The following is a 14,501-nucleotide window of genomic DNA, read 5'->3' as shown; positions in this document are numbered from 1 at the left end:
GCTCGGTGGCACGCGCCGCAGAGCGCCGTACGCACAGCCCCCACCACGGATCTTCCAGGAGCACACAGTGACCGACGCCCACACCGCAGGCCCGTTCATCGCCGCCATCGACCAGGGCACGACCTCCTCGCGCTGCATCGTCTTCGACCGGGACGGCCGGATCGTCGCCGTCGACCAGAAGGAGCACGAGCAGATCTTCCCGAAGCCGGGCTGGGTCGAGCACGACGCCAACGAGATCTGGACCAACGTCCAGGAGGTCGTCGCCGGAGCCGTCGACAAGGCCGGCATCACCCGGGACGACATCAAGGCCATCGGCATCACCAACCAGCGCGAGACCACCGTGCTGTGGGACAAGAACACCGGTGAGCCCGTCCACCACGCCATCGTCTGGCAGGACACCCGCACCGACGCCCTCTGCAGAGAGCTGGGCCGCAACGTCGGCCAGGACCGCTTCCGCCGGGAGACGGGCCTGCCGCTCGCGTCCTACTTCGCCGGGCCCAAGGCCCGCTGGCTGCTCGACAACGTCGAGGGCCTGAAGGAGCGCGCCGAGGCCGGCGACATCCTGTTCGGCACCATGGACAGCTGGGTCATCTGGAACCTGACCGGCGGCGTCGACGGCGGACGCCACGTCACCGACGTCACCAACGCCTCCCGCACGCTGCTGATGAACCTGCACACGATGCAGTGGGACGACAAGATCTGCGAGTCGATCGGCGTCCCGAAGCAGATCCTCCCCGAGATCCGCTCCTCCGCCGAGGTCTACGGCGAGATCAAGGGCGGCACGCTCGGCGAGCTGCTCGGCGGCATCCCGGTCGCCTCCGCGCTCGGCGACCAGCAGGCGGCCCTGTTCGGCCAGACCTGCTTCTCCGAGGGCGAGACCAAGTCGACCTACGGCACCGGCACCTTCATGGTGATGAACACCGGCCAGAAGATCATCAACTCCTACGCCGGTCTGCTCACCACCGTGGGCTACAAGATCGGCGACCAGCCGACGGTGTACGCCCTGGAGGGCTCGATCGCCGTCACCGGCTCGCTGGTGCAGTGGATGCGCGACCAGATGGGCCTGATCTCCACCGCCGCCGAGATCGAGACGCTCGCGCTGTCGGTGGAGGACAACGGCGGCGCCTACTTCGTGCCGGCCTTCTCCGGTCTGTTCGCCCCGCACTGGCGCTCCGACGCCCGCGGTGTGATCGCTGGCCTGACCCGGTACGTCACCAAGGCGCACCTCGCCCGCGCCGTCCTGGAGGCCACCGCCTGGCAGACGCGGGAGATCGCCGACGCCATGGTCAAGGACTCCGGCGACGAGCTGGTGACCCTCAAGGTCGACGGCGGCATGACCGCCAACAACCTGCTGATGCAGACCCTCGCCGACGTCCTCGACGCGCCGGTGGTGCGCCCGATGGTCGCGGAGACCACCTGCCTCGGCGCCGCCTACGCCGCCGGTCTCGCCGTCGGCTTCTGGAACAGCACCGACGACCTGCGCGCCAACTGGCGCCGGGCCGCCGAGTGGACACCCCGCATGGACGCGGAGACCCGCGCCCGTGAGTACAAGAACTGGCTCAAGGCCGTCGAGCGGTCCATGGGCTGGCTCGAAGACGAGAGCTGAGCGGTTCCCCCGGCTCAGACACTCTGACGAGGAGTAAGTACCCGACATGACCAGTCAGTCCACCCTGCAGACCCTGCCTGCCCTGGGGACGCACCCGGCCTCCGGCTCCAACCCGAGCCGGGCCGAGACCAGGGAGCAGCTCTCCAAGGCGTCGTACGACCTTCTTGTGATCGGCGGCGGCATCCTGGGCATCTCCACCGCCTGGCACGCCGCGCAGTCCGGGCTCAGGGTGGCGCTGGTCGACGCCGGCGACTTCGCCGGCGCCACCTCCTCCGCCTCCTCCAAGCTGCTCCACGGAGGTCTGCGCTACCTGCAGACCGGCGCGGTGAAGCTGGTGGCGGAGAACCACTTCGAGCGCCGCGCGGTCTCCCGCCAGGTGGCCCCCCACCTGGCGAACCCGCTCACCTTCTACCTCCCCGTGTACAAGGGCGGCCCGCACGGCGCGGCGAAGCTCGGGGCGGGCGTCTTCGCCTACTCCGCGCTCTCCGCGTTCGGCGACGGCGTGGGCCACCTGCTCTCCCCCGCCAGGGCGGCGCAGGACGTGCCCGAGCTGCGCACCGAGAACCTCAAGGCCGTGGCCGTGTACGGCGACGACCAGATGAACGACGCGCGCATGGCGCTGATGACGGTCCGCGCGGCCGTCGAGTCGGGCGCGGTCGTGCTCAACCACGCCGAGGTCACCGGGCTGCGCTTCACCCGCGGCCGGGTCACCGGCGCCGAGCTCAGGGACCGCATCTCGGGCGAGGAGTTCGGCGTCGACGCCCGGCTGGTGCTGAACGCGACCGGCCCCTGGGTCGACCACCTGCGCAGGATGGAGGACCCGAACGCGGCGCCCTCCATCCGCCTGTCCAAGGGCGCGCACCTGGTGCTCAGGCGCACCTCGCCGTGGAAGGCCGCGCTCGCCACCCCGATCGACAAGTACCGCATCACCTTCGCCCTCCCGTGGGAGGACATGCTGCTGCTCGGCACCACCGACGAGGAGTACGAGGGCGACCCGGCGGACGTGTCCGTCACCGAGAAGGACATAGCCCAGATCCTGGACGAGGCCGCGTTCTCCGTCCGGGACCAGCAGCTCCGGCGGGACCTCATCACCTACGCGTTCGCCGGGCTGCGGGTGCTGCCGGGCGGCCCCGGCGACACCGCCAAGGCCAAGCGCGAGACCGTGGTGACGGAGGGCAGGGGCGGCATGCTGTCCGTCGCGGGCGGCAAGTGGACGACGTTCCGCCACATCGGCCGCACGGTCATGAAGAAGCTGGAGTCGCTGCCGGGCCACCCGCTGGGCGACGACTTCGAGCCGGTCTCCTCGCTGCCGAAGAAGCTGCCGCTGCCCGGTGTCGCCAACCCGCGCGCGGTCGCGCACCGTCTGCTGGTGGACCACCCGGCGCCGGGTCCGCGCATGGCCGCCGACACCGCCAGGCACCTGGCCACCCACTACGGCTCGCTGGCCTTCGACATCGCCCGCCTGGCGAACGAGAACCCGGAGCTGGGCGAGCGCGTCCACCCGGACGCCCCGGAGATCTGGGCGCAGGTCGTGTGGGCTCGTGACCACGAGTGGGCCGAGACGGCGGACGACGTCCTGCGCCGCCGCACCACCCTGACCATCCGCGGCCTGGCCACGGACGAGATCCGCGCGAAGGTCCAGGACCTGCTCGACGGGAAGTAGCCCGTGCCGGACCGGGGCGGCCCCCTGCCCGGGGGCCGCCCCGTCCGCCGCCGCCCCGTCCGCCGCCGGCCCGCCACCCGGTCCCGGCCCCGCCACCTGGGGGTGTTCCGGGCCGGGGAACGGGGCAGTGATCCGTTCACTCCCCCGTGCAAGGGGGCTGCGGGCGCCCCCGCCGGACACCGTAAGGTTGGTGGGTCAAGCGAGGGCACGTCGGAAGGAGGCACTGGGTGATCGAGCTGGAGGGGGTTCCCGAGCTGATCGACCCAGTCATGGTGGCCGCGTTCGAGGGCTGGAACGATGCCGGTGACGCCGCCTCCACGGCGGTCGCGCACCTCGAACGCGAGTGGAAGGGCGAGGTGTTCGCGGCGCTGGACGCCGAGGACTACTACGACTTCCAGGTGAACCGTCCCACGGTGTTCATGGACGGCGGCGTACGCAAGATCACCTGGCCCACGACCCGGCTGTCGGTGGTCCGCGTCGGCGGTGACAAGCCGCGCGACCTGGTGCTCGTCCGCGGCATCGAACCGTCCATGCGATGGCGCTCGTTCTGCAACGAACTGCTCGGCTTCGCGCACGAGCTGGGCGTGGAGCTGGTGGTCGTCCTCGGCGCCCTGCTCGGCGACACCCCGCACACGCGCCCGGTGCCGGTCAGCGGGGTCACCTCCGACCCGGACCTGGCCCGCCGCATGGACCTGGAGGAGACCAAGTACGAGGGCCCGACGGGCATCGTCGGCGTCCTGCAGGAGGCGTGCACCCACGCCGGCGTCCCGGCGGTGTCGCTGTGGGCGGCCGTACCGCACTACGTCTCCCAGCCTCCCAACCCGAAAGCCACCCTGGCGCTGCTCAACCGCCTGGAGGACCTGCTGGACCTGCGCATCCCGCTGGGCGAGCTGCCCGAGGACGCGCGGGCCTGGCAGGTGGGGGTGGACCAGCTGGCCGCCGAGGACAGCGAGGTCGCCGAGTACGTCCAGACGCTGGAGGAGGCGCGGGACACCGCCGAGCTGCCGGAGGCCTCCGGCGAGGCGATCGCCCGCGAGTTCGAGCGGTACCTGCGGCGCCGGGACGTGGGCCCTCCGGGCGGGAAGCCGCGGCCGCCCGCCTCCGGCGGCGGCCCCAAGGAGGACGACGAGGACGGTCCGGAGGCCTGAGGGCGGTCCGGAGGTTCGAGGGCGCGACGGCGTCACGGCACGGTGAAGGGGCGGTTCCCGCGCGGGAACCGCCCCTTCACCGTGGTCCGGGCGCGCCGAGCCGGGTCCGGTCGGCGCTCACCGCGGGGCGTCCGCCCGCGCGGTGCTCAGAGGGCCACCCCCAGCAGCGCGTCCACCGCCCGCGTGACCAGGCCCGGTGCTCCGGTGTCGGTGCCGCCCTCCCGCTCCTGCCGGGCCGCCCAGCGGTCGACGGCGGCGAGTGCGGCGGGCGCGTCGAGGTCGTCCGCCAGGGCCTCGCGGATCTCCTCCACCGTTGCGTCGGCGGACGGGCCGTCGGGCCGGGAGACGGCGGAGCGCCAGCGGCCCAGACGGGTCTGGGCGTCCCGGAGGACCTGGTCGGTCCACTCCCAGTCGGCGCGGTAGTGGTGGGCCAGCAGCGCCAGGCGAATGGCGGCGGGGTCGACGCCGTCGCGGCGCAGCCGCGAGACGAACACCAGGTTGCCCTTGGACTTGGACATCTTCTCGCCGTTCAGGGCGACCATTCCGGCGTGCACGTACGCCTTGGCCATGGGGTACTCCCCGGTGAGCACCTGGGCGTGCGAGGCGCCCATCTCGTGGTGCGGGAAGGCGAGGTCGGAGCCGCCGCCCTGCACGTCGAAGCCCATGCCGAGGTGGTCCAGGGCGATGGCCACGCACTCGATGTGCCAGCCGGGCCGGCCGCGGCCGAGGGAACCGCCGTCCCAGCTGGGCTCGCCCTCGCGGGCGGCCATCCACAGCATCGGGTCCAGCGGGTTCTTCTTGCCGGGGCGGTCCGGGTCGCCGCCGCGCTCGGCGGACAGCAGCCGCATGGCGGCCGCGTCCAGGCGCGAGACCTCGCCGAAGTGCGGGTCGGACTCCACGGAGAAGTAGACGTCGCCCTCCAGCTCGTAGGCCGCGCCGAGTTCGCGCAGCCGCTCCACGAGCGGCACGATGCCGGGTATCGCCTCGACGGCGCCTATGTAGTGCTGCGGCGGCAGCATCCGCAGGGCGGTCATGTCCTCGCGGAAGAGGGCCGTCTCCTTCTCGGCGAGGGCGGCCCAGTCGACGCCGTCCCGGGCCGCGCGCTCCAGCAGCGGATCGTCGACGTCGGTGACGTTCTGGACGTAGTGGACCTGCCGCTTGGTGTCGAGCCACACGCGCTGGACGAGGTCGAACGCGTTGTAGGTCGCCGCGTGACCCATGTGGGTCGCGTCGTACGGGGTGATGCCGCAGACGTAGATACGGGCGACGGGACCGGGGTCGAGGGTGACGAAGCCGCCGGTCGCGGTGTCGTGGATCCTCAGGTCGCGGCCCTGACCAGGCAGGGCGGGGACCTCGGAAGCGGGCCAGGCATGCATGGTCATGAGCCTAACCGGCGCCGGGCCGCCCGTACGAACGGGATCGCGCCGGACGGCCGGTCCGGCGCCGTCGGACGGGGCGGCCCGGTGTGCTCAGACCGGCGGCCAGGGGATGGCCGGCCATTCCCCGCTCGGCTCCGGATGCGTGCCGGAGGTGAGCAGCGCGTCGACCCGCGCGCGCGTGGCGTCGATCTCGGCCGGGGTGATCAGGCCGCCCAGCCGCTCGCCCAGCGCCCCGTCCAGGGCGTCCCGCAGTCCCTTCAGGACGTCGAGGGCCTCCGGGGTGAGGGGTTCGCCCGCCCAGCCCCACAGCAGCGTGCGCAGCTTGTTCTCGACGTTGAAGGTGACGCCGTGGTCGATGCCGTAGAGCCGGCCGTCCGCGGTGGGCAGCAGGTGGCCGCCCTTGCGGTCGGCGTTGTTGATCACCGCGTCGAGGACGGCGAGGCGGCGCAGCCGCTCGTCGTCGGCGTGCACGAGCAGCGCGGTGCGTCCCTCGCCGACCTCGGCGAAGCCGATCGCCTTCCAGCCGGGCTCCGGTTCCTCGCCGTCGACCAGGGCGAGCAGCTCCGCCTCGGCATGGACGTCGATCCACAGCTGGCACATGCCCTCGCCGTACGGGCCGTCGCGCAGCACGGTCGGCGGCACCAGCCCCCAGCCGGTGGCCTCGGAGACCTCGTAGGCGGCCACCTCGCGGCCCGCGAGGGTGCCGTCGGGGAAGTCCCACAGGGGGCGCTCCCCGGCCACCGGCTTGTACACGCAGGGGGCCTGCCGGCCCTCGTGGGAGACCGTGCAGAACAGCGCCGCGTTGGACGCCTCGCGGATGCGGCCGCGCACGGTCAGCTCACCTCGCGCGAGCAGCCCGCCGAGGGCGGCGCCGTCCCCCGCGCCGTCCCCCGCGCCGGCGGCCGTCAGGCTCCGCGGCGGTATCCGTTCTGGCGCGGACATACGTGTCCTTCCGGATCGAGCGGGAGGCTGCACAGCGGGCACGGCGGCCGCCCGGCGTTGACGATGTCGAGGGCCCGCTTGGCGAAGGCCCGGGCCTGCGCGCCGGTCAGCCGGACGCGCAGCATCGGGGGGCCGTTCTCCTCGTCCTGGAGCAGCCGCTCCTCGGCCTCGGCGAGGTCCTCCTCGGTGTCGGCGTCCAGCTCCACCAGCGCCTGCGCCTCGACGATCATGCGCTGCTCCTCGCCGTCCCAGGCCAGCGCCATGGTGCCGACGCGGAACTCCTCCTCGATGGGCGTCTCCAGCGGGGCGGTGTCGGCGATCTCCGAGGGCGCCACGGCGGGGACGGCGGCGCTGCCGCCGCTACGCCGCACGACCTCGTCGAGCAGTTCTTCCATGCGCTCGGCGAGCGCGGCGACCTGGGTCTTCTCCAGGACCACGCTGGTCACCCGGGAGCCTGCGGTGGCCTGGAGGAAGAACGTACGGCGTCCGGGCAGTCCGACCGTGCCGGCCACGAAGCGGTCCGGCTGGTCGTAGAGGAACACCTGACGGGACACGTCCTGTCTCCATTGGTTCGTGAGTTTCAGCGGTGCGGGCCGTACGGACAAGCGAATGTGCGGACCGCTTCACCCTACTGCGGCCGTCGATCACGGTGCGCCCGCACCGCCCCCGACCGGTGCGTCGCCCTCGCCGGGTTCCTCGCGCGGGGCCAGCGAAGCGAAGTCGCCCGTGTCGCCGAGCCGGATCAGGTACGGCCGGAGACGGGTGTAGCGGATGGCGGTGACGGAGCACGGCTCCACGGAGATCCGCTGGAAGAGGTCGAGGTGGAGGCCGAGGGCGTCGGCGACGAGCGACTTGATGATGTCGCCGTGCGAGCACATGAGGTAGACGGCGTCGGCGCCGTGATCGCGCTCCACGCGCGCGTTCCACTCGCGTACGGCCTCGGCGGCGCGGGTCTGCATGGCCCGCATCGACTCGCCGCCGGGGAACGCGGCGGCGGACGGGTGGGCCTGCACGACCTCCATCAGCGGCTCGTCCTTCAGCTCGGCGAGCTTGCGGCCGGACCAGTCGCCGTAGTCGCACTCCCCGATCCGCTCGTCGGTGTGGGCGCGCAGGCCGGGGCGGGCGTCGAGCAGCGGCCGTACGGTCTCCTCGCAGCGCTGGAGCGGGCTGGTGACGACCTCGCAGAGGGGCAGGCCGGCCAGCCGTACGGGCAGCGCGGCGGCCTGGGCGGCGCCGCGCTCGTCCAGGGCGACGCCGGGTGTCCGGCCGGCGAGCAGGCCCGAGGTGTTGGCGGTGGAACGTCCGTGCCTTACGAGCAGCAACGTGGGCATGCGGACCAGGGTAGGCGCAACACGGGTTGCGCCGGTCGTCGGTCGAGCGAAGGGAGAATGGGCCGCGTGATCGTGGACTGCGCCATCTACCGGCACGGGCACCGCACCGAGGGGCCGGAGGACCTGTCCGACGCGCTCGCCGAGGCACGGGCGGCCGGCGGTTTCGTGTGGATCGGCCTGCACGAGCCGTCCGAGCGGGAGTTCGACCTGGTGACCCGCGAGTTCGGGCTGCACCCGCTGGCCGTGGAGGACGCCCTCAAGGCGCACCAGCGGCCCAAGCTGGAGGTGTACGACGACTCGCTGTTCCTGGTGCTGAAGCCGGTGGTGTACGAGCCCCGGAGCGACACCGTCTCGGCCGGCGAGGTGATGATCTTCATCGGCGACTGCTTCGTGGTGACCGTCCGGCACGGCGAGGGTGCCCCGCTGGCCACCGTGCGGCGGCGGCTGGAGGAGGAGCCGGAGCTGCTCGACAAGGGCCCCACGGCCGTGCTGTACGCGATCGCGGACGCCACCGTGGACCACTACCTGGAGGTGGCGACGGAGCTGCAGACCGACCTGGACGAGCTGGAGGCGGAGGTGTTCCAGCCGGAGACCGGCGGCTCCCGCACCATCGCGTCGCGGATCTACACCTTCAAGCGGCAGGTCCTGGAGTTCCGGCGGGCCACCGGGCCGCTCGCGCTGCCGCTGTCCCGGCTGGCCGGCAACGGCCCGGTCGGCGGCGGGGTGCCCTTCGTGCACGACAAGGCCCGGCCGTTCTTCCGCGACGTGGGCGACCACCTGACGCGGGTGAACGAGTCCGTGGAGGCGCTGGACCGGCTGGTGTCGGACATCCTGTCGGCCCACCTGGCGCAGATGAGCGTGCGACAGAACGACGACATGCGGAAGATCTCGGCGTGGGCGGCGATGGCCGCGGTCCCCACGATGATCGCGGGAATCTACGGCATGAACTTCGAGCACATGCCGGAACTGCACTGGACGTGGTCGTACCCGGGGGTGATCGCGCTGATGGCGGTGCTGGAGGTGCTGCTGTACCGGTTGTTCAAGCGGCGCGGCTGGCTGTGAGGACAGGACCCCGGTCGGGGCGAGTCGAACCGGGGCGCGGTGGGGCCGCGCCACGACAGCGAGCGGACTCGGCCGGACGCAGGACCGGCGGGCGGCGAAGAAGGGGCGCGGATGTCGTAACCGCGCGGCGGCCGGCGCGTTGTTCCCCGTGACGGCCGTGGCGGGGAAGACCCCCGAGCCCCCACCACGGCCGCTGAAGATCCCCTAGGCGAGTCCGGCGCGCTCCAGCGCCTCCACGCCGGCCCGCAGCGCGGCGATCCGCTCCTCGAGCGTGAAGCCCGCCGGGGACAGGCTGAGCGTGGTCACCCCGGCGGCGGCGTAGGCCGTCATCCGGTCGGCGATGCGGTCGACGGAGCCCAGCAGCGCGGTTCTGTCGATGAGCTCGTGCGGCACCGCGGCGGCGGCCCCCTGCTTGTCCCCGGCCAGGTACTTCTGCTGGATCTCGGCGGCCTCCTTCTCGTACCCCATGCGCTGTGCGAGCCGGTTGTAGAAGTTCTGCTTCGGGCTGCCCATGCCGCCGACGTACAGCGCGGTGTACGGCCGGAAGGCGTCGGCGAGCCGGTCCACGTCCTCGTCGCGGCCGAGGGCGAGCGGCAGGGTCGGGCACACGTCGAAGCCGTCGAGGGTCAGGCCCGCCTTCTCCCGGCCGGCGCGCAGGTGCCTGACCGTGGTCTCCTCCAGGTGCTCGGCGGAGGGGAAGATGAGCAGCGCGCCGTCGGCGATCTCGCCGGTCTGCTCCAGGTTCTTCGGGCCGATCGCGGCGATGTACAGCGGGATGTGCTCGCGCTGCGGGTGCACGGTCAGCTTGATCGGCTTGCCCGGGCCGTCGGGCAGCGGCAGCGTCCAGTGCTCGCCCTCGTACGTCAGCCGCTCGCGGGTCATCGCCCTGCGGACGATCTCCACGTACTCGCGGGTGCGGGCCAGCGGCTTGTCGAACCTGACGCCGTACCAGCCCTCGGACACCTGCGGGCCGGAGACGCCGAGCCCGAGCCGGAAGCGGCCGCCGGAGAGCGAGTCGAGGGTGGCGGCGGTCATCGCGGTCATCGCGGGCTGCCGGGCCGGGATCTGGAAGATGGCCGAGCCGACGTCGATGCGCTCGGTCTGTGCGGCGACCCAGCTGAGGACCGTGGCCGCGTCGGAGCCGTAGGCCTCGGCGGCCCAGCACACGGAGTAGCCCAACCGGTCGGCCTCCTGCGCCACCGCCAGATTGTCGCCGTCCATGCCGGCGCCCCAGTAGCCGAGGTTGATCCCGAGCTGCATGCGCGATTCCCCTTACCCGTCAGTAACGTCGCTGTGCCCCCGACCTTAGCGCGCGGCCGCTTCCGAGCGGCAGGCTTCCGCGGGCGCTTCCCCCGGGGGAGGCGGCCCGGTCGGCGCGGGCCCGACCCCGCCCCCGGCCAGGCCGGACCCGGTTGTCCACAGGCGCCCACCGCTCCGGTTCCGGCCAGTAATCTCGCGGGCATGCAGCAGAGGCATCTCGGCCGTACCGGCCTGCGCGTGTCCCGGATCGGGCTCGGCACCCTCACCTGGGGCCGGGACACCGACGAGCACGACGCCGCGGACATGCTGAAGGCGTTCTGGGAAGCCGGCGGCACGCTCGTCGACACCGCGGACGTGTACGGCGACGGTGAGGCGGAGTACCTGCTCGGGCGGCTCATGGACGGCCTCGTGCCGCGCCGGGACCTCGTCGTCTCCACCAAGGCGGGCAGCGTTCCCGACCCCGACCGCCGCGTCGACGGCTCCCGCGGCCACCTGCTCGCCGCGCTCGACGCCTCCCTGGCCCGCCTCGGCACGGACCACGTCGACCTGTGGCACGTCCACGCCTACGATGCGGGCACCCCGCTGGAGGAGACGCTCCAGGCCCTCGACATCGCGGTGAGCAGCGGCCGCGCCCGGTACGCCGGCGTCTCCAACTTCTGCGGCTGGCAGCTGGCCAAGGCGGCCACCTGGCAGCTCGCGGCGCCGGGCACCCGCACCCGGCTGGCCAGCACGCAGATGGAGTACTCGCTGCTGCAGCGGGGCGTGGAGCGCGAGGTGCTGCCGGCCGCGCTCGACCTCGGCGTGGGCCTGCTGCCCTCCTCCCCGCTCGGCCGGGGCGTGCTGACCGGCAAGTACCGGCACGGCACTCCCCCGGACTCGCGCGGCGGCTCGGAGCACCTGGCGCCGTTCGTCGAGCCGTACCTGGACGACACGGCCAGCCGCATCGTGGACGCGGTGACCACGGCCGCCGACGGGCTCGCGGTCACCCCGCTCCAGGTGGCCCTCGCCTGGGTCCGGGACCGGCCCGGCGTGGTCGCGCCGATCGTCGGCCCGCGCAACGCACGGCAGCTCACGGCGGCGCTGTCAGTGGAGGCCCTTAGTCTTCCTGACGAGATCTGCCGGGCGCTGGACGATGTGTCGGCGCCCGTGCACCGCTATCCCGATCACGACTGGAGCACGCTGTGAGCACGGAGCCGGAGACCACGGAGGAAGCCGGGCCGGGGACACCGGACACCCGTGAGAACCCGGACCAGGGCGCCGAGGGGGCGGCGGCCGGGGCGGCCACCGGCGACGCGGAGCGCACCGCCCCCGGGCAGGGGGCCGCGGCCGTTCCACCGGCCGAGGACGCCGCCAGGCCCGCGGACGAATCCGCGCAAGGCGCGGCGGACGACGGCGCCACGCAGCCCACGGACGAGGGCGCGCAAGCCGCGGACGAGGGCGCGCGAGCCGCGGAGGAAGGCGTGCAGGCCGCGGACGAGGGCGCGCAGGGCGCCGGGGGCGGCGTGCCGGCCATGGAGGACGGCACGCGGACCACGGACGAGGGCGCGGGGGCCCCGGACGACGGCGACACACAGTCCACGGACGAGGGCGCGCAAGGCGCGTCGGACGAGGGCGCGCAGGCCGGGGAGGGCGACGGCACGCAAGCCGCCGGCGACAGCGCGCAGGGCGCGGCGGACGACGACACGCAGGCCCCGGACTACGGCGACACTCAACCCACGGACGACGGCGCGCAAGGCGCGGCGGACGAGGGCGCGCAGGCCGGGGAGGGCGACGGAACGCAGGCCCCGGACGACGGCGACACTCAGTCCACGGACGACGGCGCACAAGGCGCGGCGGACGAGGGCGCGCCGGCCGGGGAGGGCGACGGAACGCAGGCCCCGGACGACGGCGACACTCAGCCCACGGACGACGGCGCACAAGGCGCGGCGGACGAGGGCGCGCCGGCCGGGGAGGGCGACGGCGCGCAGGGCGCGGCGGAGGCCGCGGGCGGGTTGTCCGAGGCGGAGGCCGAGCTGGCCGCGCAGCGCATCGAGCGGGAGCGGATCGAGCGGCGCAAGGCCGAGAAGAAGGGCCCGGTCCGAAGCGGCGCCAAGCTCAGCGGCAAGGCGGCCGACCTGCTCGCGGCGGTCCGGGCCGTCGAGAGCGGCGAGAAGCCGGTGGCCACGGTGTTCGCCGATCCCGCTCCGGCGCCGCGCCGCGCCGCGCCGGAGCCGGTGCGCAGGCCCGCCCCCGTCCCCGCCGCCGCGCCCGGCGTCCCCGCGCCGGGGACCGTGGAGGCCGTGCGCCGCGTGCTGGCCGAGGGCGGCGCGCCCGAGACCCTGGCGGCGGCGGTGGCCGGGGCCCTCGGCGAGGGCGCCGACACCGCGCTCCGTCAGGACCCGTGGCAGCTCCTCCGGGTCGGCGGGGTGCGGCCGGACCAGGCCGACGGCTTCGCGCGGGCGCTGCTCGGCGCCGCCTGCGGCCCGGACGACGAGCGGCGGGGCCGGGCGCTGACCGTCCGGCTGCTGGAGCAGGCGGCGCTGGCCGGGCACACCGCCCTGGACGTGCCCGCGCTCACCGCGGCGCTGGGCCGGCAGGGCGTGCCGGACCCGGACGCGGCGGTGCAGGGCACGCTCGCCGAGGGCGACGCCCTGGCGTTCCAGGACGCCCTGGAGGAACCCGGCGCCCCCGCGCCCCGGGAGGCCGACACCGACACCGACGGGGAGCAGGAGCGGCCGGTCCGGGTCCTCGTGGGCCTGGAGCGGTGGGCGCTGGCCGAGGAGAGCCTCGCCGACGGCCTGGCCCGGCTGCTCGCCTCCCCGGCCGAGGAGGCCGGGCAGGCCCTGGAGGCGGCCGCCGCGGGGACGTCCGGCGGCGCGGCCGAGCTGGTGCGGGCGGCAGCCGGGCACGGGCTGGTGCTGCACACCGGCGGGGAGGCGGCGCGCGCCGAGCCGGCCGCGCTGCTCGGTGCGGCCCGCGCCGCGGGCCTGCGGGTCTTCGCCGCCTGCCACACGCCCGACGGCCGCCGGCGCCTCGCCGCGCTGCTCGGCGGCGACGCACCGGCGGAGCAGGCCGTGGGCACGGTCGCCGGTCTGCTGTCCGGCGCCGAGGGGCCGGGCCGGGACGCGGAGGGCGCGCTGGAACTCGACCTGCTGATCGTGCTGGACGCGCCCCAGCTCGACGTGGAGACCGCCGCCGTGCTGGTGGAGTCGCTGCCCGACGGAGCGCGGCTGGTGCTCAGCGGCGACCCCGCGGTGCTGTGGTCGGCCGGACCGGGCCGGGTCTTCGCCGATCTCCTCGCCGCCGGTGCCTGCCCGCAGCTCGCCTCCCGCGTCCCGGACCCCGGTCCGATCGGCGAGCTGCTCTCCGGCATCGGCGCCGGTGAGCTGAACCAGGTGGAGGCGCCCGGCAAGGAGATCGTCGTCGTGCCCGTGCGGGACGCGGGCGAGGCCGTGCACCGGACGGTGCAGCTGGTCGCGGACTCCGTGCCGCGGGCGCTCGGCGTCCCGGCCGACGAGACGGTGGTGATCACCCCGGGTCACGGCGGGTCGGTGGGCACCCGTGCCCTCAACGCGGCCCTGAAGGAGCGGCTCAATCCGGGCCCCGGCCGGTTCGGCGGATTCGACCCCGGCGACCGGGTCGCCCACTCCCCCGCCCCGGGCCGCACGGTTCCGGGCGTGGTGGTGAGGGCGGACGCCGAGGGGCTGCACCTGTCGTGCGCGGGCGCCCCGGTCGTCGTACCGCGGGAGCGGGTGGAGAGCACTGTCCGGCACGGCTGGGCGCTGACCGCGCACCAGGCGGTGGGCGCCCGCTGGCCGGCGGCGGTCGTGGTGCTGCCCGGCGACGCGGCGCAGACGCTCAGCAGGCCGTGGGTGTACACGGCGTTCGGGCGGGCGGAGCGGCATCTGTCCGTGGTGCACGGCGTGGAGCAGGCGCTGCCGCGAGCGGTGGCCGAGGTCGCGGCCAAGCCCCGCACGACCCGGCTGCAGGCCCTGCTGCGCGCGCAGGCGGCGGCTGGCTGATCCCCCGGCCCGCGGTCCGCCGCCGGGGCGGCCGGCCGCGGCGCCGGGGTGCGGCGGCGCCGCGGGGGCGCCGCCCCCCCGCCCGCCGAGCCGCCCCCCCAGAACCACG

General features: G+C 74.4%; 11 protein-coding genes. 6 read left to right on the top strand and 5 right to left on the bottom strand.

The genetic code is table 11. The features are described 5' to 3' along the window. Nucleotides 1-67: 67 nt before the first annotated feature. The 3 genes from glpK (at nucleotide 68) to ABZ261_RS23760 (ending at nucleotide 4,417) form a co-directional block, all read left to right on the top strand. Nucleotides 68-1,606: a glycerol kinase GlpK gene (gene glpK, locus ABZ261_RS23770; protein ID WP_356862321.1), complete on the top strand. Its 1,539-nt coding sequence runs from the start codon at nucleotides 68-70 to the stop codon at nucleotides 1,604-1,606. 46 nt (nucleotides 1,607-1,652) lie between these two features. Further along, entirely contained in the window at nucleotides 1,653-3,269 is a 1,617-nt protein-coding gene (locus ABZ261_RS23765; RefSeq protein WP_356862319.1) for a glycerol-3-phosphate dehydrogenase/oxidase, read from the top strand. 227 nt (nucleotides 3,270-3,496) lie between these two features. Continuing rightward, nucleotides 3,497-4,417 (top strand): PAC2 family protein, encoded by a 921-nt coding sequence (locus ABZ261_RS23760; protein WP_356862317.1) that lies wholly within the window; start codon nucleotides 3,497-3,499, stop codon nucleotides 4,415-4,417. 146 nt (nucleotides 4,418-4,563) lie between these two features. Here ABZ261_RS23760 and mshC read toward each other — a convergent pair whose 3' ends face one another. From mshC to ABZ261_RS23740, 4 genes are all read right to left on the bottom strand, one after another. Then, nucleotides 4,564-5,793 (bottom strand): cysteine--1-D-myo-inosityl 2-amino-2-deoxy-alpha-D-glucopyranoside ligase, encoded by a 1,230-nt coding sequence (gene mshC / locus ABZ261_RS23755; RefSeq protein WP_356862315.1) that lies wholly within the window; start codon nucleotides 5,791-5,793, stop codon nucleotides 4,564-4,566. A gap of 93 nt (nucleotides 5,794-5,886) precedes the next feature. Next, a complete protein-coding gene (locus ABZ261_RS23750; RefSeq protein WP_356862313.1) occupies nucleotides 5,887-6,738 on the bottom strand; it encodes an SCO1664 family protein in 852 nt (283 codons plus the stop codon). Next, a complete protein-coding gene (locus ABZ261_RS23745; protein WP_356862311.1) occupies nucleotides 6,702-7,292 on the bottom strand; it encodes a DUF3090 domain-containing protein in 591 nt (196 codons plus the stop codon). Before ABZ261_RS23745 ends, ABZ261_RS23750 begins: the two co-directional genes overlap by 37 nt. 90 nt (nucleotides 7,293-7,382) lie before the next feature. Beyond that, nucleotides 7,383-8,069, bottom strand: a complete 687-nt coding sequence (locus tag ABZ261_RS23740) for a histidine phosphatase family protein (RefSeq protein WP_356862309.1) — start codon at nucleotides 8,067-8,069, stop codon at nucleotides 7,383-7,385. Between the two features lie 66 nt (nucleotides 8,070-8,135). Here ABZ261_RS23740 and corA point away from each other — a divergent pair, with 66 nt between their 5' ends. After that, entirely contained in the window at nucleotides 8,136-9,131 is a 996-nt protein-coding gene (gene corA / locus ABZ261_RS23735) for a magnesium/cobalt transporter CorA (RefSeq protein WP_356862307.1), read from the top strand. A 204-nt stretch (nucleotides 9,132-9,335) separates the two neighbouring features. On the opposite strand, the gene ABZ261_RS23730 is transcribed toward corA, so the two are convergent. Beyond that, the gene (locus ABZ261_RS23730; RefSeq protein WP_356862305.1) at nucleotides 9,336-10,391 is read right to left on the bottom strand and encodes an LLM class F420-dependent oxidoreductase; all 1,056 of its coding nucleotides are present in this window, start codon (nucleotides 10,389-10,391) and stop codon (nucleotides 9,336-9,338) included. A 201-nt stretch (nucleotides 10,392-10,592) separates the two neighbouring features. Here ABZ261_RS23730 and ABZ261_RS23725 point away from each other — a divergent pair, with 201 nt between their 5' ends. Together ABZ261_RS23725 and ABZ261_RS23720 are read left to right on the top strand one after the other, a co-directional pair. Continuing rightward, the gene (locus ABZ261_RS23725) at nucleotides 10,593-11,576 is read left to right on the top strand and encodes an aldo/keto reductase (protein WP_356862303.1); all 984 of its coding nucleotides are present in this window, start codon (nucleotides 10,593-10,595) and stop codon (nucleotides 11,574-11,576) included. Further along, complete coding sequence (locus tag ABZ261_RS23720; protein ID WP_356862301.1) at nucleotides 11,573-14,392, top strand: helix-hairpin-helix domain-containing protein; 2,820 nt, start codon at nucleotides 11,573-11,575, stop codon at nucleotides 14,390-14,392. Before ABZ261_RS23725 ends, ABZ261_RS23720 begins: the two co-directional genes overlap by 4 nt. Nucleotides 14,393-14,501 lie beyond the last annotated feature (109 nt).

The sequence above is a fragment of the Streptomyces sp. NPDC006193 genome, from assembly GCF_040613915.1.
GTDB lineage: Bacteria > Actinomycetota > Actinomycetes > Streptomycetales > Streptomycetaceae > Streptomyces.
The sequence above is the reverse complement of the archived record's forward strand: the minus strand, read 5'-3'. Positions and strand labels throughout refer to the sequence as shown.